Source organism: Arthrobacter sp. 05L421, assembly GCF_056397785.1.
The window spans coordinates 62,614-86,414 of sequence record NZ_JBFTOC010000004.1 but is presented as its reverse complement, the minus strand read 5'-3'; the positions used below and the strand labels follow the sequence as shown (position 1 = coordinate 86,414).

Annotated in this window: 29 protein-coding genes; 20 read left to right on the top strand and 9 right to left on the bottom strand. The window is 66.6% G+C overall.

The genetic code is table 11. The features are described from left to right. The first annotated feature begins 24 nt into the window (after positions 1-24). Genes AC1DKQ_RS06970 through AC1DKQ_RS06950 form a run of 5 tightly spaced genes read left to right on the top strand, consistent with a single transcriptional unit; the run spans position 25 to position 4,696 of the window. On the top strand, positions 25-1,902 hold the full coding sequence (locus AC1DKQ_RS06970) for a molybdopterin-dependent oxidoreductase (RefSeq protein WP_476883922.1): 1,878 nt from the start codon (positions 25-27) through the stop codon (positions 1,900-1,902). 26 nt (positions 1,903-1,928) lie between these two features. Further along, the gene (locus tag AC1DKQ_RS06965) at positions 1,929-3,152 is read left to right on the top strand and encodes a molybdopterin molybdotransferase MoeA (protein WP_476918514.1); all 1,224 of its coding nucleotides are present in this window, start codon (positions 1,929-1,931) and stop codon (positions 3,150-3,152) included. Continuing rightward, positions 3,140-3,676, top strand: coding sequence for a cyclic pyranopterin monophosphate synthase MoaC (moaC, locus tag AC1DKQ_RS06960; protein ID WP_476918513.1), 537 nt, complete (start codon positions 3,140-3,142; stop codon positions 3,674-3,676). The genes AC1DKQ_RS06965 and moaC overlap by 13 nt, the downstream gene beginning before the upstream one ends. Beyond that, complete coding sequence (locus AC1DKQ_RS06955) at positions 3,673-4,185, top strand: MogA/MoaB family molybdenum cofactor biosynthesis protein (RefSeq protein ID WP_377988368.1); 513 nt, start codon at positions 3,673-3,675, stop codon at positions 4,183-4,185. Before moaC ends, AC1DKQ_RS06955 begins: the two co-directional genes overlap by 4 nt. Beyond that, positions 4,175-4,696 carry a molybdenum cofactor biosynthesis protein MoaE gene (locus tag AC1DKQ_RS06950; RefSeq protein ID WP_476918512.1) on the top strand — a complete coding sequence of 174 codons (522 nt, stop codon included), beginning with the start codon at positions 4,175-4,177 and terminating at the stop codon, positions 4,694-4,696. The genes AC1DKQ_RS06955 and AC1DKQ_RS06950 overlap by 11 nt, the downstream gene beginning before the upstream one ends. A 40-nt stretch (positions 4,697-4,736) precedes the next feature. On the opposite strand, the gene AC1DKQ_RS06945 is transcribed toward AC1DKQ_RS06950, so the two are convergent. Both AC1DKQ_RS06945 and AC1DKQ_RS06940 read right to left on the bottom strand, forming a co-directional pair. After that, on the bottom strand, positions 4,737-5,195 hold the full coding sequence (locus tag AC1DKQ_RS06945; RefSeq protein WP_476918511.1) for a Clp protease N-terminal domain-containing protein: 459 nt from the start codon (positions 5,193-5,195) through the stop codon (positions 4,737-4,739). Between the two features lie 7 nt (positions 5,196-5,202). After that, positions 5,203-5,406 (bottom strand): hypothetical protein, encoded by a 204-nt coding sequence (locus tag AC1DKQ_RS06940; RefSeq protein WP_476918510.1) that lies wholly within the window; start codon positions 5,404-5,406, stop codon positions 5,203-5,205. Between the two features lie 205 nt (positions 5,407-5,611). On the opposite strand from AC1DKQ_RS06940, the gene dapB reads away from it, so the two are divergent. Together dapB and AC1DKQ_RS06930 are read left to right on the top strand one after the other, a co-directional pair. After that, complete coding sequence (gene dapB / locus AC1DKQ_RS06935) at positions 5,612-6,370, top strand: 4-hydroxy-tetrahydrodipicolinate reductase (protein WP_476918509.1); 759 nt, start codon at positions 5,612-5,614, stop codon at positions 6,368-6,370. A 5-nt stretch (positions 6,371-6,375) separates the two neighbouring features. Then, on the top strand, positions 6,376-6,858 hold the full coding sequence (locus AC1DKQ_RS06930; protein ID WP_476918508.1) for a hypothetical protein: 483 nt from the start codon (positions 6,376-6,378) through the stop codon (positions 6,856-6,858). Between the two features lie 153 nt (positions 6,859-7,011). Here AC1DKQ_RS06930 and AC1DKQ_RS06925 read toward each other — a convergent pair whose 3' ends face one another. The 6 genes from AC1DKQ_RS06925 to AC1DKQ_RS06900 form a co-directional block, all read right to left on the bottom strand. Beyond that, the gene (locus tag AC1DKQ_RS06925; protein ID WP_476918647.1) at positions 7,012-8,265 is read right to left on the bottom strand and encodes a heparan-alpha-glucosaminide N-acetyltransferase domain-containing protein; all 1,254 of its coding nucleotides are present in this window, start codon (positions 8,263-8,265) and stop codon (positions 7,012-7,014) included. A gap of 122 nt (positions 8,266-8,387) precedes the next feature. Continuing rightward, positions 8,388-9,005: a hypothetical protein gene (locus AC1DKQ_RS06920; protein WP_476918507.1), complete on the bottom strand. Its 618-nt coding sequence runs from the start codon at positions 9,003-9,005 to the stop codon at positions 8,388-8,390. A 48-nt stretch (positions 9,006-9,053) separates the two neighbouring features. Beyond that, on the bottom strand, positions 9,054-9,644 hold the full coding sequence (locus AC1DKQ_RS06915) for a DUF6286 domain-containing protein (RefSeq protein WP_476918506.1): 591 nt from the start codon (positions 9,642-9,644) through the stop codon (positions 9,054-9,056). Next, positions 9,641-10,057, bottom strand: coding sequence for an Asp23/Gls24 family envelope stress response protein (locus AC1DKQ_RS06910; protein WP_476918505.1), 417 nt, complete (start codon positions 10,055-10,057; stop codon positions 9,641-9,643). The genes AC1DKQ_RS06915 and AC1DKQ_RS06910 overlap by 4 nt, the downstream gene beginning before the upstream one ends. Then, a complete protein-coding gene (locus tag AC1DKQ_RS06905; RefSeq protein WP_091558811.1) occupies positions 10,054-10,233 on the bottom strand; it encodes a hypothetical protein in 180 nt (59 codons plus the stop codon). The genes AC1DKQ_RS06910 and AC1DKQ_RS06905 overlap by 4 nt, the downstream gene beginning before the upstream one ends. Positions 10,234-10,289: 56 nt before the next feature. Then, positions 10,290-10,751: an Asp23/Gls24 family envelope stress response protein gene (locus AC1DKQ_RS06900; RefSeq protein ID WP_476884028.1), complete on the bottom strand. Its 462-nt coding sequence runs from the start codon at positions 10,749-10,751 to the stop codon at positions 10,290-10,292. Between the two features lie 234 nt (positions 10,752-10,985). On the opposite strand from AC1DKQ_RS06900, the gene AC1DKQ_RS06895 reads away from it, so the two are divergent. The 11 genes from AC1DKQ_RS06895 to AC1DKQ_RS06845 all read left to right on the top strand — a co-directional run bounded on the left by AC1DKQ_RS06895 (position 10,986) and on the right by AC1DKQ_RS06845 (position 21,570). Continuing rightward, on the top strand, positions 10,986-11,582 hold the full coding sequence (locus AC1DKQ_RS06895; protein WP_476918504.1) for an RNA polymerase sigma factor: 597 nt from the start codon (positions 10,986-10,988) through the stop codon (positions 11,580-11,582). Then, the gene (locus AC1DKQ_RS06890) at positions 11,573-12,178 is read left to right on the top strand and encodes an Asp23/Gls24 family envelope stress response protein (RefSeq protein ID WP_476883910.1); all 606 of its coding nucleotides are present in this window, start codon (positions 11,573-11,575) and stop codon (positions 12,176-12,178) included. Before AC1DKQ_RS06895 ends, AC1DKQ_RS06890 begins: the two co-directional genes overlap by 10 nt. Continuing rightward, positions 12,171-12,566 carry an Asp23/Gls24 family envelope stress response protein gene (locus AC1DKQ_RS06885; protein ID WP_476918503.1) on the top strand — a complete coding sequence of 132 codons (396 nt, stop codon included), beginning with the start codon at positions 12,171-12,173 and terminating at the stop codon, positions 12,564-12,566. The genes AC1DKQ_RS06890 and AC1DKQ_RS06885 overlap by 8 nt, the downstream gene beginning before the upstream one ends. A 101-nt stretch (positions 12,567-12,667) precedes the next feature. After that, positions 12,668-13,138 (top strand): hypothetical protein, encoded by a 471-nt coding sequence (locus AC1DKQ_RS06880; protein ID WP_476918502.1) that lies wholly within the window; start codon positions 12,668-12,670, stop codon positions 13,136-13,138. Positions 13,139-13,147: 9 nt separating this feature from the next. Next, the gene (locus AC1DKQ_RS06875) at positions 13,148-13,912 is read left to right on the top strand and encodes a carbon-nitrogen hydrolase family protein (RefSeq protein WP_476918501.1); all 765 of its coding nucleotides are present in this window, start codon (positions 13,148-13,150) and stop codon (positions 13,910-13,912) included. Between the two features lie 104 nt (positions 13,913-14,016). Beyond that, positions 14,017-14,925, top strand: a complete 909-nt coding sequence (dapA, locus tag AC1DKQ_RS06870; RefSeq protein ID WP_476883906.1) for a 4-hydroxy-tetrahydrodipicolinate synthase — start codon at positions 14,017-14,019, stop codon at positions 14,923-14,925. 60 nt (positions 14,926-14,985) lie between these two features. After that, positions 14,986-16,677 (top strand): ribonuclease J, encoded by a 1,692-nt coding sequence (locus tag AC1DKQ_RS06865; protein ID WP_476918500.1) that lies wholly within the window; start codon positions 14,986-14,988, stop codon positions 16,675-16,677. 197 nt (positions 16,678-16,874) lie between these two features. Continuing rightward, positions 16,875-19,799 carry an FtsK/SpoIIIE family DNA translocase gene (locus AC1DKQ_RS06860; RefSeq protein WP_476918499.1) on the top strand — a complete coding sequence of 975 codons (2,925 nt, stop codon included), beginning with the start codon at positions 16,875-16,877 and terminating at the stop codon, positions 19,797-19,799. Positions 19,800-19,824: 25 nt separating this feature from the next. Continuing rightward, the gene (pgsA, locus tag AC1DKQ_RS06855; RefSeq protein ID WP_476883903.1) at positions 19,825-20,463 is read left to right on the top strand and encodes a CDP-diacylglycerol--glycerol-3-phosphate 3-phosphatidyltransferase; all 639 of its coding nucleotides are present in this window, start codon (positions 19,825-19,827) and stop codon (positions 20,461-20,463) included. Then, on the top strand, positions 20,460-20,978 hold the full coding sequence (locus AC1DKQ_RS06850; RefSeq protein WP_476883902.1) for a CinA family protein: 519 nt from the start codon (positions 20,460-20,462) through the stop codon (positions 20,976-20,978). Before pgsA ends, AC1DKQ_RS06850 begins: the two co-directional genes overlap by 4 nt. 139 nt (positions 20,979-21,117) lie before the next feature. After that, positions 21,118-21,570 (top strand): helix-turn-helix domain-containing protein, encoded by a 453-nt coding sequence (locus AC1DKQ_RS06845; RefSeq protein WP_066434909.1) that lies wholly within the window; start codon positions 21,118-21,120, stop codon positions 21,568-21,570. Positions 21,571-21,666: 96 nt separating this feature from the next. Here AC1DKQ_RS06845 and AC1DKQ_RS06840 read toward each other — a convergent pair whose 3' ends face one another. Further along, complete coding sequence (locus tag AC1DKQ_RS06840; RefSeq protein ID WP_476883901.1) at positions 21,667-22,176, bottom strand: MarR family winged helix-turn-helix transcriptional regulator; 510 nt, start codon at positions 22,174-22,176, stop codon at positions 21,667-21,669. A 41-nt stretch (positions 22,177-22,217) separates the two neighbouring features. Here AC1DKQ_RS06840 and AC1DKQ_RS06835 point away from each other — a divergent pair, with 41 nt between their 5' ends. Both AC1DKQ_RS06835 and recA read left to right on the top strand, forming a co-directional pair. Next, entirely contained in the window at positions 22,218-22,454 is a 237-nt protein-coding gene (locus tag AC1DKQ_RS06835; protein WP_277526000.1) for a DUF3046 domain-containing protein, read from the top strand. A gap of 267 nt (positions 22,455-22,721) precedes the next feature. Next, a complete protein-coding gene (recA, locus tag AC1DKQ_RS06830; RefSeq protein ID WP_277525999.1) occupies positions 22,722-23,774 on the top strand; it encodes a recombinase RecA in 1,053 nt (350 codons plus the stop codon). The last annotated feature ends 27 nt before the right edge of the window (positions 23,775-23,801 follow it).

The window sequence follows — 23,801 nt, the reverse complement described above, 5'->3', positions numbered from 1 at the left end:
GGCTTTGACGGGCAGGGGAAGGACATGGACGAGACAATCGCGGGCAAGGACCACGAACAAGGGGGCGCGCAGGGGCAGCGAGGCTGGACCCGGCAACAGCCCACCCAGGAACCGCGCACCCGACAACCGCGCACCCAACAACCGCGCAGTCAACAATCACCCACGCGGCAACGACGTGAGCGGGACTTGTGGGCCGCCGTGGCCGGTCTGGTGGCCGTCGGCACGGCCGTGGTGCTCGGTGAGCTCGCGGCCAGCCTGGTGAGCCCCACGGTTTCTCCAGTGACAGCCGTGGGCGGGGCCGTGATCGACGCCGTCCCGCCGGGGGTCAAAGAGTGGGTTATCTCCGTGTTCGGCACGGCAGACAAGGTGGCCCTCCTGGTCGGCATGGCGCTGGTCATCGCCGCACTCGCGGCCTTGGCCGGTGTCCTCGAGGTGCGGCGCCGCTTCGCCGGCGTGATTCTCATTGCGGTGTTCGGCGCGGTAGGCCTCGTGGCCGTCCTGAGCCGGGCCGACCTGACCGCCAACGCCATCCCCGTCCCGGTGCTCGTGGCACTCGTGGGAATCGCGCTGCTGCGGTGGCTCATCCGGAAACTGTTGGAATGGCAGCCGGTGGCGGCCGACGTGCCCGCGCCGGACACCGACCAGTCAAATGCCCAAGACGCCGTGCAGCCTGTCGTGCAGGAGGCACCCTCCGCCGCACCGCAGCCAGCCGTGCAGCCTGTCGTGCAGGAGGCCCCCTCCGCCGCACCGCAGCCAGCCGTGCCGCAGTCTGTCGTGCAGGAGGCACCCTCCGCCGCGCAGCCTGCTCAACCGACAGCCAATGAAACCGGGCCCGCCCGCCGCCGGTTCCTGCTGGCCCTGGGCGGGACCGCAGCAGTCGCCGCCGTCGCCGGTGTGCTCGCCTCCACGCTCAGGGGAGCAGCCGCCGTCGTCAGTGACGTGCGCAGCAAGCTGGTCCTCCCGAGGCCGGCCGCTCCCGCGCCGCCCATACCGGCGGGAGCTGAAATACAGTTGGCTGGGCTGAGTCCGCTCGTGACGCCGAACAGGCAGTTCTACCGGATCGACACTGCCCTGCGGGTCCCACTGGTGGATCCGGCGGAATGGACCCTGAAGGTCACGGGCCTGGTGGAGCGCGAGATCGAGCTCGACTTCGCCACCCTCCTGGCCAAGCCCCTGACGGAACGGCACGTGACCATCGCCTGCGTCTCCAACGAGGTGGGCGGGGACCTGATCGGCAACGCCCGCTGGCTTGGGTGGCCGGTGCGCGAACTGCTCGCCATGGCCGGCCCCAAGGCCGGGGCGGACATGGTGCTCTCCCGCAGCACGGACGGCTGGACGGCCGGGACGCCGCTCGAGGCCCTCACGGACAGCCGCGACGCCCTGCTGGTGGTGGGAATGAACGGTGAACCGCTCCCGCTGGAACACGGATTTCCTGTCCGGCTGATCGTGCCTGGGCTGTACGGCTACGTCTCGGCCACAAAATGGGTCACCGAGCTGAAAGTGACCCGTTACGCGGACGACGTCGCCTATTGGACGCCGCGCGGCTGGAGCGAGCGCGGGCCCATCAAGACCTCGTCCCGCATCGACGTGCCGCGCGACGGCAGCAGCGTGACGGCCGGGACCGTGGTGTTCGGCGGCGTCGCGTGGGACCAGCACACCGGCATCGGCAAAGTGGAGCTGCGCGTCAACCGCGGCGATTGGCACCAGGCCGAGCTGGCGCCGGGCATCTCCAAGGACACGTGGTACCAGTGGAAGCTGGCGCTGCCCCTGACGCCAGGACAGTACGAGGTCCAGGTCCGGGCCACGGCCCTTGATGCTGTGCCGCAGGTCGAAGAGTCCACACCCGTCGCGCCCAACGGAGCCACCGGTTTCCACACGGTTAGAGTTGACGTGAAATCCTAGCGAGCCGAGCAAAGGTCAGGAAACGCATGCACCGCACCGAGACAAGGCACGTCAGCGTTCAAGCGCACCGGGACAAGGTGCGCGCCCTGCTGGCCCCGCTCCGCACCGAGGAGCGGGTGGAACAGCTTCCATTGTTCGAAGCCTTGAACCGGGGGCTCGCCGCCGACATCCTGGCGCCGCTGGACCTTCCCCCCTTTGCCAACTCGCAGATGGACGGCTTCGCGATCCGCAGCGGCGACGTCCCCGACGGCGGCACCGAACTGCGCGTCGTCGCGCCCGTCCCGGCCGGTGCCGCACCGGCCGCACTGGCCGCCGGCACGGCCGCCCCGATCATGACCGGCGCGATGATGCCGGCCGGCGCCGACGCCGTCGTGCCCATTGAACAGGCCGTGCCCGATTCCTTCCCCCCGCCCGGGGAGCCCGCCACGGTCCACCTGCCGGCCGCGGCTGCGGGAACGTTTGTGCGCGACGCCGGCAGCGACATCCGCTCCGGCGAGCTCGCCCTCGCTGCGGGGACCTTCCTGGGCCCCGGCCAGCTGGGACTGCTGGCGGCCATGGGCTACACGGATGCGCCCGTCCGTTTCCGCCTCCGGGTGCTCCTGGTCACCACCGGCGACGAAGTGGTCGAACCGGGCAACCCGCTGGGACCGGGCAAGATCTTCGACTCCAACGGCACGCTGCTCGAGTCCGCCATGCGCCAGGCCGGGCTCCGGGTCACCCGGACCGGCGTCTCCACGGACCAGCCGGAGGAGCTCGCCGCGTTGCTGCGCCGGCATGGCCCCGGCGTGGACCTGATCGTCACCACCGGCGGGGTCAGCAAGGGTGCCTATGAGGTGGTGCGGCAGGCGATGGCGGGGCACGACGTCGAGTTCGGCGCCGTGGCGATGCAGCCGGGCGGACCGCAGGGGATCGGCAGCTTCGACGGTGTTCCTGTGCTGGGATTCCCCGGCAATCCGGTGAGCTGCCTCGTGTCCTTTGAGATGTTCCTGCGCCCGGTCCTCACGGAGCTGTTCGGCGCTCCGGCGGTCCGGCCGGCCGTGCGCGCGCGCCTCGCCGAGCCGCTGACCTCCCCGCCGGGCAAGCACCAGGTCCGGCGCGGCACGCTGGCTCCGGACGGTACGGTCCGGCTGGAGGGCGGTGCGGGCTCGCACTTGGTCCATGCCCTGGCCCGCTCCAATGCCCTGGTCCACGTTCCCGAGGGGACTGGGGCACTCGCAGCGGGCGACGAAGTGGAAGTATGGATCTTGTGAATGAAGCAGAAACCCCTGAAGCGGATGCCGCACCAGCGGCCAACACCGCGGCGGACCACCCCCGCCTGACCCACCTCCGCCACGACGGCACGGCCCAGATGGTGGATGTGTCCAACAAGGCGCAGTCCACGCGGGAGGCCACAGCCACCGCGACCGTCCGCAGCACGGCCGAGGTCCTTGCCCTCCTCGGCGGCGGCGAGCTCCCGAAGGGCGACGCCCTGGCCGTTGCCCGCATCGCCGGGATCATGGCGGCCAAGAAGACGCCAGACCTCATCCCGCTGTGCCACCCGTTGCCCATCGCCAAGGTCACGATCGATTTTGAGCTCGACGCCGACTCCGTGACGGTCTTTGCCACGGTCAAGACCCGCGGCGTCACCGGGGTCGAAATGGAGGCGCTGACCGCTGCGTCGGTCGCGGCACTGAGCGTGTACGACATGATCAAGGCCGTGGACAAGCACGCAGTCCTGACCGACATCAAAGTGCTCGCCAAAAGCGGCGGCAAGAGCGGGGACTGGATCCTATGAACATGCCCGAACCGCACCGCCACGGCGACGCCACGGGCCGAAAGGCCGGCGTCGTGATCGCCTCCACCCGAGCGGCCGCCGGAATTTATGAAGACCTCACCGGTCCTGTCATCATCGATTGGCTCACCGAACACGGCTTTGAGCCGTTTCCCGCCATGGTGGTGCCGGACGGGGCGCCTGTCGGGGCCGCGCTGAGGGCCCTGCTGAGCCAGCAGCCCGCCGTCATCATCACCAGCGGGGGCACAGGACTGAGCCCCACCGACGCGACGCCTGAGCAGACCCTGCCCCTGCTGGACCGGGAAATCCCGGGCATCATGGAGGGCATCCGGAGCGCTGGGGCAACCAAGACGCCGATGGCCATGCTCAGCCGGGGCCACGCGGGCGCGGCCGGCCAGACCTTCATCGTAAACCTCCCCGGATCCCCGAAAGGCGTGATGGACGGCCTGGGCGTGCTGGACCCCATTCTTGGACATCTTTGCGACCAGCTGGAAGGCAGCCATGGGCACTGAAACCGGATTTGAAATCGTGCACGCCGTGCTGAGCGCCGAACCGATTTCCGTGGAGCAGGCCATCGCGGCGGTCGAGTCGGACACCGCAGGAGCGGTTGTCAGCTTCAGCGGCGTCGTCCGCAACCACGACGGCGGCAAGCAGGTTTCCCGGCTCAGCTACAGCGCCCACCCGACGGCGCACCAGGTGATGGCCGACGTCGTCGCCGGGCTCGTGGCGGAGCACTCGGTCCCGGCCGGCGGCCACGCTTCCGGCGGATCCCCGGATGGCGGCGGCGCCGGTGCCGAGGGCGCCGGGGAACAGCAGCAGCCCGTGCGGATCTGGGCGGCCCACCGGATCGGCATGCTGGAGATCGGCGACCCTGCCCTGGTCTGCGCCGTCTCCGCGGCCCACCGCGGCCAGGCCTTCGAGGTCTGTGCCGAACTCGTGGACCGGATCAAGGCCCAGGTGCCGATCTGGAAGGAACAGTTTTTCGCCGACGGCAGTGTGGAGTGGGTCGGGGCGGGGGAGTAGGCAGCGAGCCGGCGCGCGATCAGGAGTAGCCGGCTCGCGATCAGAAGGAAACGACCCTGCGCCGGACCTCGGCCCGGTCCACCCCCAGTTCGTTGAGGAGCGCGGCCGCCGGATCATGTTCTTCGCGGTCCAGCAGCGACAACAGAAGATTCGCGGTGGTGATCTGTCGTGACTTCTGGTCCATGGCGTACCGGAGCATGCCTTCCATTACCGACCGGGCACCTGAACTGAAGGGCGGCTTTTTCCCCCGCCCGGGCATGGTGACGCGTTCAAAGCCTTGGGTATCTATGCCGATTGACGCGAGTGCTCTGCGGTCTAGCGCCGCTGCCGCTGCCCTTGCCTGATCGAGCGTGACACCAAGAATGCCGGCCGGACCGGGATCGTGAAGCGTCCCTAGCAGCAGATGGTCCGTACCCAGCCGCTTGTCGCCGCTGTAGCGGGCCTCTTCCATCGCAAAGCCAAGGATCTTACGGGTGTCGTCTGAAAATCGTTCGAACATCGCGATCTCACTCTCGGTATTTTGCGTGAACGGACTGCCGCGAGACGCCCAAGGCGTCACCGATCTGCTCCCAGGTCCATCCCTGGTGTCGGGCAGCTCGCACCTGCGCGGCCTCGACCTGTTCTGCCAGGCGATGCAGGGCGCCGACCGCCCGCAGGCCGATAGCGGGGTCAAGTGAATGAATCTGCGCGGACAGGTCGTCGGTCTCCATGCCTGTCAGTCTAGATTGACACGCCCTCTCCGTCAATCCAGCCTGACAGGTGCGGGGCTGCTGTGGTGTCGGGTGGTTCCGTGGCGTCCGTGGCGTCGCGGGACGGTGCGGAGGCTTCCTAGCGATCAGGCTGTCCGGGCGGCGGGCCTGTAACCCAAGGCCGCCGGTTCCGGAACGCAACGCCCCCGGCGGTAGGGTTGATGGCATGATCGAACAACTCTCAGTCGCCGTGTTGGGCGCCAACGGGCGCATGGGCGAAGAGGCCGTAAAGGCCATCGACGCCGCCGCGGACCTGAACCTCGTCGCGGCCCTTGGCCGCAATGACTCCCTCGACACGCTGGTCAGCTCCGGGGCGCAGATCGTGGTGGACCTGACCGTCCCGGAAAGCACCGAGGCGAACGTCCGCTTCGCCGTCGAGCACGGCATGCACGCCGTGGTCGGCACCACCGGCTGGGACGCCGGGCGGCTCGCGGAGCTGCAGGAACTCCTCTCCGGCCGGCCCGGCGTCGGCGTCCTCATCGCCCCCAACTTCGCCCTCGGCTCGGTCCTTGCCTCCGCCTTCGCCGCCAAAGCGTCCAAGTACTTCGAGTCCGTCGAAATCATTGAACTGCACCACCCGGACAAGGTTGATGCCCCCTCCGGCACCGCTGTGCGCACGGCGCAGCTGATCTCAGCCGAGCGCACCGACGCCGGCGTCCCTTCCAGCCCGGACGCCACCACCACGGAGCTCGCGGGCGCCCGCGGCACGGACATCGACGGCATCCGGGTCCACAGTGTCCGGCTCAGCGGTCTCGTCGCGCATCAGGAGGTCCTGCTGGGCGGGCCGGGGGAGCAGCTGACCATTCGCCACGACTCCTTCGACCGCGCCTCCTTCATGCCCGGAGTGCTGCTGGGGATCCGCAACGTCGCCGCGCACCCCGGGCTCACCGTGGGACTCGACGGCTACCTGGACCTGGGGCTCTGAGCCCGATGTCCGCCGCCTTGACAGCACTGAAAGCCAACCGCACGAAGATCTGGGTGGGGGCCGTCACGCTGCTGCTCGTGTTCTACCTGGTGGTGTCCCTTCAACGTTCCGTGCTCCTGATGTCGGACCCCAACCTCGTGGCGAAGGCGATCGGAGCCGCTTACCTGGTGTTGCCGGTCATCGGCGCCTGGGCCATGATCCGGGAGCTGCTGTTTGGGGCCCGGACGGAGCGCTTGGCGAAGATCCTCCAAGCCGAGGGGGGCCTGCCCGAGGACACCCTGCCGCGCACGCCCGCCGGCCGGATCATTCGCGAAGCCGCCGACCTCGAATTTGAGAAGTACCGCGCTGAGGCCGAAGCCGCCCCAGAGGACTGGCGTTCCTGGTTCCGGCTCAGCTGTGCCTACGATGCCGCCGGAGACCGCAAGCGGGCCCGCGCCTCCATGCGCGACGCCGTGCGGATGTTCCGCGCCGGGGAGCAGGAGTCGTAGGTGCAGGAGAGCTAGAAAGCAGGAGCCCTGGAGCGCAGAAACCCCAGCAACTCGTGGCCGGCTGCTGAGCCCCGCCGGGTCCGGCTGTGGCGTCTCTGTGGCGTCTCTGTGGCGTCTCTGTGGCGTGCCTCGCTCAGTGAACGCCGGCGGAGGCTAGCGGAAGCGGGGAGACTGGCGGACGTGAGCCGACTGGTAGCTGCCCGCCTGGTTGGCCGCATGAGTTACCCACTCCAATGGTCCGCGCCATGCCAGTGCCGCGAAAACCGCGCCTGTCACCAGCACTCCGATGAACTGCGCCCAGTACACACCCTCCACAGTCCAGCCGGGCAGCAGTGGCTGGCCGTGCAGGGCCCCCATGATGCACAGATGCGCCGTGTAGAGGCTTAATGTCATGGCCCCGGCTCCGCGCAGCGGGAGCAGCAGGTCAAGTTCCAACCAGTTGCCCAGCCTGCCGAGCAGGAGACACGCGCCGATCACGGCGGACGCCGTCCCCAAGGTGTGCAGCAGATCCAGTGTGGTGCCGGCATGCGGTGCGCTGGAAGCCAGCCACCACGCCGAGCCAGACTGGTTGACGCCGGCAAGGTTGACCTGCAGCAGGCTCGCCAGCGGGTAGGTGGGATCGCCGATCTGCGCTTCCAGCGCCTGCCTGCCGCCCCAGTCCTCCATCATGACTATCCCCAGCCACTTGGAAACGATGGCCACCACCGTTCCGGCGGCCAACAGCAGGAAGGGCGCAGCTGCTTTCGACAGCGCCATCCGGCCGATCGCGAGCCCCACCAGGAGATAGGCGATCCACTGCAGTACGGGGTAGTAACCCGTGAGGAAGAGGTCGCCAAGCAGTCTGTCCGGGGTGGCCAGGTCCTCCCAGCCCGGGTTGTGCCCCAGCCGCAGGGGCGGATCGGCGGACAGCAGCCAGGGCCGCAGCAGGAAGGCCAGGACCGGGGTTGCCAGGATCCAGGCGGCGGCCAGCATCAGCAGGCGTTTCACCCCGAGCCCAACAAAAGGCAGCACGCACAGGAACAGGAGGGCATAGTGGACCAAAATGATGGCGATGTTGACTTTCAGGCCGCCCAGGGAGAGCCCGACGGCGCCGATCACGAGCGCCCGTAGGGCGATACCCCGGCGGGCCGCCCAGAGTTCGGAGCCTTGGAGGGGCTGCTGCTTCCCCGTGGACAGGGCGAGGCCGACGCCGGCCAGCACGGCGAACAGCGCGGCTGCCCGTCCGGAAAACGCAAGCCCGATCCAGGTGGGCGTGAGTTGCGAGTCCGACTCAAAGGTGGCCAGTACGTGGGTGGCCATCATGGCCAGCAGCGCCAGCCCGCGTGCGGCGTCAATGCCGGCCAGCCGGGTGCCGGAGGCGGTGCCCTTGACGGTCCGGGAAGCAGTGGTCGTTCCGCGCGCGGTCATCATGTGATCGTCTCATGTCCGGCCGGGCACGACTGGTACTTGCACCTGCCTAAGGGAACCGCGTCCGTTGATGGGCTGACCGGCGGCCTTAACGCCGCCTTGTCTGAGGGAAGAATCAGTTGCTAGTGGACGACGGTGCCGGTGGAATGCACAACGGTTCCGGTGCTTTGGCTTCGTCCGCTGATCTCGATCTGCAGCCGGCTGCGCTGCAGCGGCGCCTCCAGGGCGGCGGAGAGATCCGGCAGGGTGGATGTTTGGATGCTGTGGATGAGGTCCCGGACGTCGGCCCTATCATTGACCGTCACCTTCAGGGTCAGGTCGGGGGCTCTGGCTGTTCCTCGCAGCATGGCCGCGGAAGTCACGACACCCGGCAGGGTGTTGATCCGGTTTTCGACGACGGCGGCGAGGACGGACGGGTCGCAGACGGTGAATTCCTTACTGCCGTCGTCATGGAGGCGATACACGCCTGCCCTGTTTTTCCTTGGGATCTGGGCGATGATCCACAGCAGCCCCAGCACGCCGATGATGACTCCGATGATCAGTATGATGGCCGCCACCCACGGCGGCGCGAAGAGCGCGGACAGATCACCAGTGACGACGGACTTCCAAGCGGGGGCAGTGTTGAAAAGAGCCTGCAGCGTCCCGTTGGCCTGGAGGAGCATCGCGGTGCCGGCGGCTAGGACAAGGATGCCGAGAACTGACAGCCCGATTCGGTTCAGGGTTCCTGCGGTCTGTCTCATCGGAAACCATCCTTCAAATAGTCGCTGCGGGTGGGCGCGCGAATGGTCTTAATCTCTGGACCGGACCGTGGCGGTAACCTGAGGAACTGGGGAGAGCCCGGTTTCTTCCAGGCGGGCGCGGACAGCGTCGGTGATCCTGGTGTGCAGGTCCCCTGGCTCGTGCAGGTAAGTCTTCACGCTCAGGCGTACGCGCCCGGTGGTGGCTGTCGCTGCGGCCGTGTCTACGCCGTCGATCTGCAGGCACCGGGCTTTCGCCAGGCGGGCTACGGCACGGCGGGTCATCACAGTTTCCTGCTCTTGCACCGGCCGCACCCCATCTCCGGCGCCGGTAGTGCCGGAATCATCGATCGAGAGGGCACTGAACCCTCCGGGAATGACGGCGCACAGTAACAGGATCCCCCCTGCCACGATGGCCGCTATCCCGATCTGCCGTACGGCGGGGTCGTTCCACGCCAGCGCGGCGAGCCAGTCGCGTGGTCCCTGCAGCAGGGCGGGCCACGTGCCGTTGACCAGCCGGCTGATGGCCAGCCAGACCAGGGCGACGCCGACGGCCAGGAGCAGGATACCGGCGATGAGTGCCGGGACGGCGCGGCTGGGACGGTGCCGCAGGTGCGGGGACCCTCGCTCGTGCCTGCTCACAGCAATTTCCTTCGTCCGTTGGTGTCGGCGCCGGTGCTCAGCCACGAGATCCTGATGTCGATCTGTCGGACGTCAACTCCGGTCAACTCCGTCACCCTGGTCCTGATCCGGCGGCGCAGGGCCTCGGTGGCCTGGCGTAACGGCACCGGATACAGCATCCCGACCTCCACACTTAAGGTCGCAATGTTCCCGGAGAGTTCCACGGATGCCTTCGGCCGGGCGGAGAAACCAGCACGGGGTCCGATGCCCGGAAATCCGCCAGCGGATGATTCGTCGCTGACCACCTGGGCGGCGATTTTCTCGATTACCCTGGCCGCCATGACGGTCTGCCCCCGGGCGCCCGTCTCGCCGAAGTCCTCGCCGGCGTCCCCGGCCCCGGGCAAGGGCAGGGCGTGGGCTCCTTGCGGGATCATCGGCTCGATGCTCTACCGAACAGGGCCTGCAAATCGAGTTTTCCTTCCGCGACCCGACCGACCAGCAGGCCGACGAATCCGAGGATCACCGCGGCCAGCAGCGCCAGCCAACCGCCAAAGCCCAGAACGATTCCCAGAACTAGACCTATCGTCAGGCACCAACGCGTAGTAGACATAGCCATCCTTTTCCTCATCGTCCCGTTCCCCTTAGCGGAGGATACTGGGCGGGTGGTTACTGCAGTTGGGTCTTCTGGACCTGCTGGTCGCTGTGGTCGTCGTCGGGCAGGTGGACATCGGTGACATTGATGTTCACTTCGAGCACTTCCAGTCCGGTGGCGCGCTCAACGGACTGAATGATGTTGCGGCGGATGGCCTGGCTGACCTCCACCACGGAGAACCCGTACTCGATGATGATGGACACATCGACGGCCGCCTGGCGTTCGCCCTTTTCGACGCTGACGCCGCCGCTGACATTGGTCTGGGACCCGGGAATGCGTTCGGTCAGGGCGCTGAACGCGCGCCGGCCGGCACTGCCCATGGCGAACACGCCGGGAACCTCGCGGGTGGCCATGCCAGCCAGCTTCTGCACTACGGTTTCCTCGATCGTGGTGTCGCCGCGATCGGTGTGCAGTGCGTCCCTCGCCTTCAGATGTTCCAGCGCGCTGCCTTGCTTCTGCTCCTCGGGTGTGGTCATGACGCCGCTGGAAGCTCCGGGGGTCCTGGGTGTCTCTGTCATGGGAAACATCTCCTCGTGGGACTGGGGAATCGTGCTTACACCGATAAAGACGAAGCCCGACAGGAATCGTCACGTGATGCCGCAGATTATTTTCCTCACGGGGCAACAGAAGCGCGGTTCGGTTCCCGGCGTTGCCCGGCTGTGGCATATTGGGGCCAGGGGCGGGTATGTAACCGGACGGATGGGCAGCGCATGGGTGATCATGGCCCCGGCTTCGAACCGGACCTGGACGAGGGGAGTGTCGTCGCCCGTGCCCAGGACGGCGACCTGGCGGCATTCGAACACCTGGTGCTCACCTATCAGTACAGACTCTTTCGGCTGGCCTATCGGATGCTCAACGACCGCGGTGAAGCCGAAGACATCGTGCAGGAGACCCTGACAACGAGTTGGCGCGGTCTTCCCATGCTCGCTGATGTCGATGCTTTCGGTGGCTGGATCTACCGGCTGGCAACGAACAAATGCCTGGACCTGCTGCGCAAGCGGTCCGCCCATGCCGAGAACATCATGGACTTGGAGGACATGGAGACCATTGCCGAAGCCGGCTGCCGCGCGGTGTGGGCCGCATTGGATCCTGCCCAAGAGGCTGAATGGTCGGCCGAACAGGATGGCCTGATCGCAGTCCTGGACACTCTTCCGCCGGTACAGCGGGCATGCTGGCTGCTGCGGGAAATGCACGGACGCAGTTACGCCGAGATTGGTGTAACACTGAAGATAAGCCCGGCAGCAGTTCGCGGCACACTCGCGCGGGCACGGCACCAGATAGCAGAAGGGATGAGCCAATGGCGCTAGACGACGTCCCCCGGCTCGGCTGCGGCCGTAGCATCGACGGCATCTGGGGCGCGATCGACCGGCCACCCACCGCACACGAAGAACAGTGCGACCAATGCCAAACTGCCAGAACTCGGCTGCAAAGACTCAGCAAAGCAACCCGTTCGCTGCGCGAAAGCGACCTTCACAACCCCACACTGAAACCCCGTCCCGGGATCAAAAACGCCATCATGGACGTGGCCCGCGCCAAAGTCGCGCGCGGCAGCAGAATCCTCCTGCGCAGCGCAGACAACGGCACTACGGAGATCAGCGAACAGGCCCTGAGCTCCCTCATCCGGTCCGCGGCAGCAGCGATCCCCGGTGTCCACTCACGACGCTGCAGCATCGAATTAGGCTCAGCCGTTGCCAGCGCCGCCGATGAAGACCACCCGACCGGTACCTCCACCAATGCCGGTCCTCGCCTCATCATTAATCTTCGGGTTGCCGCCGCCCCGGGCATCGTCATCCCCCGAACAGTGGAGGCGCTGCGCCACGAGATCAGCAACGCGATTCCGGCCAGCGTCGGTATTGGCGCCGGAACCGTCAACATCACCGTCGAGGACCTTTACGATGTCTGACCAATTCCTCCAAGGCTCCGTCATCACCAGTCAGCTCATCGCCTCCATCGCCACCCGCACCACACTGGAAACACCCGGAGTCCTCAGACTTGAACCCACCATCCAAGGCTTCCTGCCCCGGCTCGGTCCCGCCGCCTTCCAAAACCTCCGCCATCCCGGCAGCCAAAACGGCACCTACCAGCACGACGGCGTCACCGCGACAATCAGCGACGGCACCGTACGCGTCCACCTCTATATCGCCACCGACATTGCCTTCACCGCCCTCCACGTCGCCGAAAAAGTGCAACAACGAGTGCGGGAAAGCATCAGCCACACCGGCCTCGTCGCAGGCGCGATCGACATCACCATCCTCGCCATAGAACGCCGCCACGGAACAACAACCATGTAACTCGGGGGCAATCAACGGCGGCACACCACCCAGGCAATGCCGCAGAGCCCTTGCCATGAACGGGCCTTGAATTCGAATATATGTTCGAATACGATGGGCGCATGAACAACGCCCCAGAACCCGCCTTCCTGAATCCGGAATTCACAGGCCACGAAATCACACGTCGGGAACCTGCAGGTCGGCAATTTCCGGGCACAGATCATTCGGACCCTGACCGGGCCAGTACCGCGCCCGGCGGGCGGGCGGGCGATGGCGAATCGGGGGCCGGTGTCCTCAAAGCCATGAGCCCGGGCGTCGTGGACTTCCTCTTCCGGCGCTTGGTCGCCGGTGAGCCGGCCGAGGACGTCCAGTGGGGCAAGGAGGGCACGGCGCTGGCTGTGCAGCCGCCGGGAGCGGAGCTGGCCCGGCGGCTGGCCGAGACCGACCTCGATGCCCTCACTCCGACAGAGCTGTTCCACTACGTGCGGGCGGCCCAGCGCCTGGCCGCCTGGGCGGAGGTCCTTCGCGAAACCGCCGTCGGGCGCTATTGCTCGGCACCATCGGCGCCCTCCGGCGAAAGACGAGGTGCCTAGGATGGCAGAGTGACTACTGGCTCAATCACCGCGCTGACGCTGTCCGCCATCCAATACGAGGCCCTGGACGGCGGCGTTGCCGCCAATGTGCCCGAGCACATACGGCTGATCGAAGACGCCGAGTCACACGGAGCCCGGCTGGTCATCTTTCCTGAGCTGTCCCTGACGGGGTACCGGCTGGACCTGCTGGAGGGGCCGGGGGAGTGGCTGAGTACGGCTGACGGGCGGCTGGACGGCATCCGGGAAATCTGCCGGCGTACCGGAATCACCGCCGTGGTCGGAGCCGCGTTCAAGGAGGAAGACGGCATGCCGCGGCTGGCCGCCCTCGCCGTCCACCCTGCAGGCGTCATCGAGGCCAGCTTCAAGACGCACCTGCACGCTTCGGAGCAGGATCTCTTCGTGGCCGGCAGCCAACCCGTGATCTTGGAGATTGACGGGTGGAAGGTCGCCTTGGCTATCTGCTTCGACGCCGCCCGGCCCGGCCACGCGGAATGGGCCGCGGCAGCCGGCGCGGACATCTATTCTGTCTCGGCTCTCTACACCGCTGGCGAAGACCATCGGCTGGGACTCCATCTTGGCGCCCGCGCCATGGACAACCGGATGTTTTCCGTCCTGGCGAACCTGGCAGGCGCCACGCGGCTCGGCCCCTCTTGCGGGTTGAGCGGCTTCTGGGGTCTTGATGGGCTTCCGCTCCGGCAGTCGGCCGGCACCGGCACCGAGGTATTGACCGTGAGCCTCCAGCACAGCGTTCTGGAGCGGTTTCGGCGGCCCTGAGTCCGGCCGGACCGCGGAAACGTGACGTGCGGCCCGGCGAGTTTGACGTTCGTCACACCATCGCCATTGTCCTAACATGCCGCGGACAAGGTAACGTTTTTCATATGGCTGACTCTGATATTCGCTCTTACACGTTCGGGACCCTCGTGACTGCCATGGTCACGCCTTTCACAACGGACGGTGAGGTCGACTACCAGCAGTCGGCGGAACTGGCGAGCAAGCTCGTCGACGAAGGCAATGACGCCCTCGTCATCTCCGGCACCACGGGTGAGACCTCCACCCTGGAAGACGACGAAAAAGAGAAGCTCTTCCGCGTCATTGTCGAGGCCGTCGGCGACCGCGCCAAGGTCATCGCCGGAACAGGGACCAACCACACTTCGCACTCGATCGAGATGGCCAAGCGCGCCGCTAAGGCGGGAGCCCACGGCCAGCTGATCGTCACGCCGTACTACAACAAGCCGAGCCAGGCCGGCATCCAGGCGCATGTCGAGGCCGTTGCCGACGCCGCCGACCTCCCGGTCATGGTGTACGACATCCCCGGCCGCGCCGGCGTGCCCATCGAGCCAGAGACCATGATTCGGCTCGCCGACCATCCCAACATCGTTGCCTTGAAGGATGCGAAGGCCGATTTCGCGGCCATTACGCGCGTTCTGGCGAACACCGACATAGATGTCTACTCCGGCGACGACGGCCTCACGCTGCCGTGGATGGCTGCCGGCGCCGTCGGGGTGGTCAGCGTTTCCGCGCACGTCGCGTCGCCGCAGTTCCGCGCGCTGATCGATGCCGCACTTGCAGGCGATTTTGCTACCGCCCGCACCATACATTTCGAACTGGACCCCGTGGTCCGCGCAGTGATGACCCACATTCAGGGTGCTGTCGCTGCCAAGCAGGTTCTTAAGTGGCAGGGAGTCCTGCCCAACTCGGTTGTCCGTTTGCCCCTCGTGGAGCCGGGCGAGGCCGAGATCGCAATCATCCGCGAGGATTTGGCGGAAGCGGGGATGGTCTTTTCCTGATCCGGAGTCACTCCTGATCGTTGAGAACCAGCCCGGCCTCCGCCTGGAAAGTAGTGCACTATGACCCAAACCGCCCTTCCCGGCCTTGTCACGCCGCCGCGCCTCCCGAAAAACACCCTGCGGATCGTACCGCTCGGCGGACTCGGGGAAATCGGTCGCAACATGACCGTCTTCGAGATCGATGGCAAGCTCCTCATCGTTGACTGCGGTGTCCTCTTCCCCGAGGAGACCCAGCCAGGTGTCGACCTGATCCTGCCGGATTTCTCCTACATCGAGAACCGTGTCCAGGACATCGTCGCGGTCGTCCTGACCCACGGTCACGAAGACCACATCGGCGCCGTCCCGTACCTCCTGCGCCTGCGCGCCGACATTCCCGTCGTCGGTTCGCAGCTCACGCTGGCCCTCATCGAGGCCAAGCTGCAGGAACACCGGATCAAGCCGAACACGAAAACCGTCGTTGAAGGCGAGGTCGAGAAGTTCGGGCCCTTCGAATGCGAGTTCGTCGCCGTCAACCACTCCATCCCGGACGCCCTGGCCGTGTTCATCCGCACGTCGGGCGGCACCGTCCTGCACACCGGTGACTTCAAGATGGACCAGTTGCCGCTGGATGGCCGCATCACCGATCTCCGGCACTTCGCAAAGCTCGGCGAAGAGGGCGTGGACTTGTTCATGTCTGATTCGACCAATGCCGACGTTCCCGGCTTCACCACCGCCGAGAAAGAAATCGGACCTACCCTGGACCGGCTGTTTGGGCAGGCTTCCAAGCGCATCATCGTCGCCTCCTTCTCCTCGCACGTGCACCGCGTCCAGCAGGTCCTCGACGCCGCCGCCAACCACAACCGCAAGGTTGCCTTTGTGGGCCGCTCCATGGTCCGGAACATGGCCATCGCCGCGAAGCTGGGCTACCTTGAGGTGCCGGCCGGGATCCTGGTCGACATCAAGAACATCGACAACCTGCCGGACAACCGGGTTGTGCTGATGTCCACCGGCTCCCAGGGTGAGCCCATGGCCGCCCTGTCCCGCATGGCCAACGGCGACCACCGAGTCGTCGTCGGCGACGGCGACACCGTCATCCTTGCCTCGAGCCTTATCCCGGGCAACGAAAATGCGGTCTTCCGCATCATCAACGGCCTGTTGAAGCTCGGCGCCGACGTTATCCACAAGGGCAACGCCAAGGTGCACGTCTCCGGCCACGCTGCCGCCGGCGAGCTGCTGTACTGCTACAACATCCTTGAGCCGCTCAACGCCATGCCGGTGCACGGCGAAACCCGCCACCTGATCGCCAACGGCAAGATCGCTCTCGAATCCGGAGTGCCGGAGGAAAGCATCCTGTTGGCGGACAACGGCACCGTGATCGACCTTCGCGATCACCAGGCCGACATCGTGGGCCAGGTCGAGGTCGGATTCGTCTACGTTGACGGCTCCAGCGTCGGCGAAGTCACGGAAGCGGACCTCAAGGACCGCCAGACTCTCGGCGACGAGGGCTTCATCTCCATCATCACCGTTATCCACCGTGCCACCGGCAAGGTGGTGTCCGGGCCGGAGATCCACGCCCGCGGCGTGGCGGAGGATGATTCCGTGTTCGACGAGATCATCCCCAAGATCAACGAGGCCCTCGAAGAGGCCGTGCTGAACCGCACGGACCACACCACGCACCAGCTGCAGCAGGTTGTCCGCCGGGTCGTGGGCACGTGGGTCAACCGCAAACTGCGCCGCAAGCCCATGATCATCCCGGTGGTCCTTGAGGCGTAAGCCTCAGTTGGTTCACCGGGCGTAAGCCCTTCACACGAACCGGGCGCATGCCTGGTAAACGGCCTTCCCGGCCAACCGCAGCCTGAGCACCGCGGTAGGCGGGGGAGGCCGCTTTTCTGTAGGCGCTGGCGGCAACATGATCCCGGACGGCCCGGAAATTCGGGGTTTTCGGCCCGGCATCCGGTACCGTGGCGAGTATGGCGACTCGTACTTCTTCCGCGCCTAGAGGAAACTCAAGCGGCAAATCAGGCAGTTCTCCCGGCCGGGGGTCCAGTCCCGCCGCATCCAAATCCGCCCGGCCGCGCGGAACCGCGGGCGGAACCACCGGAACAGCGCGGACCCGGCAGTTGGCCGTAGTTGAGCCGCACCAGCCCTGGCTGGTGCGGGTGCTGGCCGGTGCATGGCTGGGCATCGCCCACGTCATCGGCGCCGGCATCAGACGGGTCGGCCACGACGTCAGCGACCTCGCTCCGGAGGACCGGCGCGACGGTGCCGCCCTGTTCAACCTGGCGCTGGGCGTCTTTGTCGCCACCTTCGCATGGTGGGGTTTCCGGGGCTGGTTCCCGGACCTCGTCTTCGCGATCGTCAACGGCACCTTTGGCTGGATGTCCCTGCTGCTGCCGCTCATGCTGTTCATTTGTGCGTTCCGCCTGTTCCGCCAGCCCGACGACGGCCGCGGCAACAACCGGATCGGCATCGGCTTCCTCATCATGACGTTCGCCGGTTCCGGCCTGGCCCACGTCATCGGCGGCCAGCCGACGGTCGCCGACGGCTTCGACGGCCTGCGCAGGGCCGGCGGCATGCTCGGGTACCTCGCCGCCGCCCCGCTGGCCGCCCTGCACACTGCAGTTCCCGTGGCGGTGTACGGCCTGTTGGCCTTCACCTCGCTGCTGATCGTCACCGCGACCCCCTTCGGCGCCATCCCCGGCCGCCTGCGGGACGGATACGAGCACCTGATGGGCATCGACCTGCAGGACGACGACGGCGGCGACCGCCACGACCGCAGCTACCTGTACGAGAACGACGCCCCGGCCCCGCCCAAGAAGAAGCGCAAGCGCCTCTTCGGCAAGGACCACGACGACGAGTCCGGCCTGGAAGGCTACGTCGGCGACGAAGCGTTCGAGCGCGCGGTCATCGACGCTGAGGAAGCAGCCGACGAAGCGCCCGCCAAGGGCGCGAAGGGCACCAAGAACCAGGCCGGCGTCGCCCCCGGCGTCCGCCGTCCCACCCAGGCCGAGATCGCCGTCGAAAAGATCAAGGCCGCCCAGGGCCTCGGCACAGGGTCCGCTGGCGAAAACGCCACCGAGGCCATCCCGCTGGTCACCCCGGGGATGGTGGCTGCCGGCTCCCTCAATCCAAGCGCCGTCGCGGCCGCCGCCATGGTCCCCTCCAACCCGGTGGCGCCGGCACCGCTGCCCACCCCGATTCCGCAGCGCACCGAACAGCTCTCCCTGGCCGGCGACGTCACCTACACCCTGCCGGCGTCGGACGTCCTGACGCCCGGTTCCATCCCCAAGGAACGCACCGAGGCCAACGACGCGATTGTCGCCTCGCTCACCGAGACCCTCAACCAGTTCCACGTGGAGGCCCAGGTCACCGGTTTCAGCCGTGGCCCCACAGTGACCCGCTACGAGATCGAACTGTCCCCCGGCACCAAGGTGGAGCGGGTCACCGCCCTGTCCAAGAACATCTCCTATGCGGTCGCCAGCTCGGATGTGCGCATCCTGAGCCCCATCCCGGGCAAGTCCGCCATCGGCATCGAAATCCCCAACACGGACCGCGAAACCGTGTCCCTCGGCGACGTGCTCCGCAGCCAGAACGCCCGCCGCACCGACCACCCCATGGTCATGGGCGTCGGCAAGGACGTCGAGGGCGGGTACGTCGTGGCCAACCTGGCCAAGATGCCGCACTTGCTCGTGGCCGGTGCCACCGGAGCCGGCAAGTCCTCGTTCGTGAACTCCATGATCACCTCGATCCTGATGCGGGCCACCCCGGACGAGGTCCGCATGGTCATGGTGGACCCCAAGCGCGTGGAACTCACGGCCTACGAAGGGGTCCCGCACCTCATCACGCCGATCATCACCAACCCGAAAAAGGCGGCCGAGGCCCTGCAGTGGGTGGTCCGGGAAATGGACGCCCGCTACGATGACCTCGCCAATTACGGCTTCAAGCACATTGACGACTTCAACAAGGCCGTCCGGGCCGGCAAGGTCCACCCGCCGGTCGATTCCAAGCGCGTCATCAAGCCGTATCCGTACCTGCTGGTGATCGTGGACGAACTCGCCGACCTCATGATGGTGGCCCCGCGCGACGTCGAAGACTCGATTGTCCGCATCACCCAACTGGCCCGCGCCGCCGGCATCCACCTGGTCCTGGCCACCCAGCGTCCGTCGGTCGACGTCGTGACCGGCCTGATCAAGGCGAACGTTCCCTCCCGCATGGCCTTCGCCACCTCTTCCGTCACCGACTCCCGGGTGGTCCTGGACCAGCCGGGCGCCGAAAAACTCATCGGCCAGGGCGATGCCCTGTTCCTGCCGATGGGGGCCTCCAAGGCGATGCGTGTCCAGGGTGCCTGGGTCACCGAGTCGGAGATCCACAAGGTGGTCGAGCACGTCAAGGGCCAGCTCAAGGCCGTCTACCGCGACGACGTCGCGCCCGAGGCGCAGAAGAAGCAGATCGACGACGACATCGGGGACGATCTCGAGGTCCTGCTCCAGGCCACGGAGCTCGTGGTCACCACCCAGTTCGGTTCCACCTCGATGCTGCAGCGCAAGCTCCGGGTCGGCTTCGCGAAGGCCGGGCGCCTGATGGACCTGCTCGAGTCCAGGGGAGTGGTGGGGCCCTCCGAGGGATCCAAGGCGCGCGACGTGCTGGTCAAGCCGGACGACCTCGCTGCCGTGCTGGCCGCGATGAAGGGGCAGGATGGGCCGGTGGCCGCTGACTCGCAGACCGCTGCCCTGAGCGATAACGCCAACGCGAACATCGCCCAGGGCGGCTACGCGGAGGACCTCGTGGCGGCCGACCTTGAGAACCGCACCCAGGCGATCGAGTACCACGACGGCGCCGACGGCGGCTCGGACGAGGACGGCTCAGAGGACGCCTGGTCGCTCACCGGACGGTAGCGTGCGAAGCGGGTAGCCTAGGAAGGTGAATAGCGCCAAAGCCAACGCCGGATCCGCCTCGCGGATCTGGAACCTGCCGAATATCCTGACGATGCTGCGGATAGTGCTGGTGCCGTTCTTCATTTGGTTCCTCATCCTCGATGCTCCGGGACTGCAGGCCCAGAACGGCCCTTGGCGCTGGGCGGCCGCCTTCGTTTTCGCGGTAGCCATTTATACTGACAAGCTCGACGGCGACATCGCCCGGTCCCGCGGCCTGGTCACCGACTTTGGCAAGATCGCCGACCCGATCGCCGACAAGCTCCTGATCGGCTCCGCGCTGGTCATGCTCTCGCTGCTCCAGGAACTGCCGTGGTGGGTCACCATCCTGATCCTCGTCCGGGAGTGGGGCATCACCGCGCTGCGGTTCTATGTCATCCGCTACGGCGTTATCCCGGCCTCGCGCGGCGGCAAGCTCAAGACGGTGGTGCAGACAGTAGCCATCTTCCTGTACGTCCTTCCGCTGGCATCCCTTGCCCCGTGGCTGGGCGTTGTGGCGTTCGTCGTGATGATGGCTGCGCTGGCCATCACACTATGGACAGGCGGCGAATACGTCATCGAAGCCCTCAAGCTGCGGGCCGCCGGCATCAGGGCAGAGAAGGAACGGGTAAGGGAGAACAAGCAATGAACCATCCGGACCCCCATCTGCACCCCAACCTGCACCGCCTGGCGGAGCAGGCCGTCACCGGCGCCCTCGGCCGCGGAATGACGGCCGCCACTGCCGAGTCCCTCACCGCCGGGATGGTCACCGCCGTGCTGGCCGACACGCCCGGCGCGTCCGGGATGCTGCAGGGCGGCGTGGTGTCCTACGCCAACAAGGTCAAGGCTGAGGTCCTGGGCGTCCCCGGCGAGCTGCTCGACGCCGTCGGCTCCGTGGACGGCCAAGTCGCCGCTGCCATGGCCGACGGCGCGCGGCGCGTCTGCGGCGCCGACATCGGCGTGTCCACCACCGGCGTGGCCGGGCCCGAACCGCACGACGGCAAAGCCGTGGGCACTGTCTTTATCGGCATCGCCACTGCGGGGGGATCGACGTCGTACCCCTATTCCTTTGAAGGGAGCCGCGCGGAGATCCGCGCACTTGCGTGCGGCGCGGCCCTGGAACGTCTGCTGGAAGCTCTATCTTCCGAAGGCTACCGGGCGTAAAGTTGCCGGGAACAAAAGTTGATTCCGAATAGTTGTTACATTGTGTCGCTTCCAAATAAGGGAGGCGCCTAGGATGAAATCATCAGCAGAGTCCGCCCCCACCGGCGGACTCGACAGTACGAGGAGCAAGGCGATACAGATGGTAAAGCAGCCCGTATCCGTAAACGGCGTTGTCCGCTGGAAGGATGTGGGCCTCGCCGATCAGGCCAAGAGCGAACAGAAGGAGCGCAAGATGGTTGTACTTCGTCACGAAATCGGTGATGTCCTGCGCGATGTCCGCCAGCGCCAAGGCCGTACGCTCCGCGAAGTCTCGCACAGTGCCCGTGTTTCCCTGGGCTACCTGAGCGAAGTGGAACGCGGCCAGAAGGAAGCCTCCTCGGAGTTGCTGTCCTCGATCTGCTCGGCCCTCGATGTTCCGCTTTCGAGCATGCTCCGCGAAGTCAGCGACCGCGTTGCGGTCGCCGAGGGCGTCGCGGTTCCGGACACCGTCCCCCAGGAGTTCGCGCAGCGCTACGGCCGCGACCTCGACCGAGAACTCAACTCCGACCTCAACGACGAGCTGGCGAAGGGCCTCCTTTCCGGAGCTCGCTAGACGCCAACTCACCTAAGACGCAAGAAAGGACCTCCGGCTCAGGCCGGGGGTCCTTTGACGTGTGCCGCGGATGACTTGTGCACCAGGCCGGGGGAGTCAGGCGGGCTCGTCCCGGGGGAACCCGTCACGTTCGTAGGTGGCATTGAGTTTCGCCATGTACATGGCAAGAGCCTGCAGGTCCTCGGCCGGCCACTCTGCCAGGCGTTCCCGAAACACTTCACGCCGGGCGTCCTGGACCTGATGCATCCGTGCCTCGCCTTCGGGGGTCAGCTGGATGGACTGCGCCCGGCCGTCCAGGGGGTCCGCCTCCTTCGATACCAGGCCAAGGCCCTCGAGGAAGGCGATCTGCCGGCTCACCGAGGGCTTGCCGACGCCGATGCAGGACGCGAGCTCGGTCAGCCTGATCGGGCCCTGCTTGCGGATCACACTGAGCAGCCCGTAGGCGGCGGGCTCCATGTCCGGGTGGACCTCGCGCGAGAGCTGATGGGAAATCGACCGGCCCCGGCGCCAGAGCAGGCTCAGCTGGTCCTCGACGGCGTCCAGGGCGGCGTCAGCGCCGGCAGTTTCGGGAGAGGAATCTCCCGCGGACTCAGTTGGGTTGCTCATGGCAACCATTCTAGAGTCCTGGGCCGTGAGAGACTTTACTCGTGCGAATCAGTGACTTTTGGCGGCTTATGGACGACGAGTTCGGGGCGGGGTACTCCCGCGTCCTGAGCAGCTCGCTGGTCCTGGCCGGAGTCGGGGGACGCACCGCTGACCAGGCCCTCAGCGCCGGCGTTCCTCCCCGCCAGGTGTGGCTTGCCCTGTGCGACGTCCAGGACGTCCCGCCGGAGCGCCGCTTGGGCCGGGACGTCAAACCCCGCGACACCACCGGACCCCACTGACGCTGACGCGCGCCTGCATGGGCTGGCGCCTGACGCGCCGCCTGCATGGGCTGGCGCCTGACACGCCGCCTGCTTGTTCGAATACCTGTTCGGATAGCGATATGCTTTTTTCAGAGCGTTTTCCACATACTGTGTTATCCATTCACGTGGTTTCCACATACGCGGCTCCCTCGACAACTTTGTCGGAGGGAGCAAGTAGCGTCAGTGATGACAGACGAAGGGCCTACTGGGCCACTCCACAGCGAGAAAGTATTAGAGGTGTGAATCATGGCCGCAGCCCCGGATCGCCAGAAGGCGCTCGACGCAGCGCTTGCCCAGATTGACAAGCAGTTCGGCAAAGGCTCGGTCATGCGCCTCGGCGATGAAGTCCGTGCGCCCATCGAGGTCATCCCGACCGGCTCCATCGCATTGGACGTCGCCCTGGGAATTGGCGGCCTGCCCCGCGGCCGCGTCGTGGAAATCTACGGTCCGGAGTCATCCGGTAAGACCACGGTCGCGCTGCACGCCGTTGCCAACGCCCAGCGCCTGGGCGGCATCGCCGCCTTCATCGACGCCGAGCACGCCCTCGATCCGGAATACGCCGCGAAGCTGGGCGTCGACACCGACGCGCTCCTGGTCTCGCAGCCGGACACCGGCGAGCAGGCGCTGGAAATCATGGACATGCTCATCGGTTCCGGTTCCCTTGACGTCATTGTCATTGACTCAGTGGCAGCCCTCGTTCCCCGCGCGGAAATCGAAGGCGACATGGGCGACAGCCACGTGGGCCTGCAGGCCCGCCTGATGAGCCAGGCCCTCCGTAAGATCACCGGCCGCCTGAGCCAGACGAAGACCACGGCTATCTTCATCAACCAGCTGCGTGAAAAGATCGGCGTCTTCTTCGGCTCTCCGGAAACCACCACCGGTGGTAAGGCGCTGAAGTTCTACGCCTCCATCCGCATCGACGTCCGCAGGATCCAGACCCTGAAAGAGGGCGCGGATTCCGTCGGCAACCGCACCAAGGCCAAAATCGTCAAGAACAAGATGGCTCCGCCGTTCAAGATCGCCGAGTTCGACATCATTTACGGCCAGGGCATTTCCCGTGAAGGCGGCATTATCGACATGGGCGTCGAGCACGGCCTGATCAAGAAGTCGGGCTCCTGGTTCACCTACGATGGCGACCAGCTGGGCCAGGGCATGGAGAACTCCCGCCGCTTCCTGCGCGACAACCCGGAGTTGGCGTCCGAACTTGAGCGCCTGATCAAGGAAAAGCTCGGCGTCGGCGTGAAGGCTCCGGCCGAAACCGAGGAGTCGCCGAAGCTGAAGGCCGTTGACGGCTTCTAACGCAGGAGCGAGCCGTGGGTCAGGGTT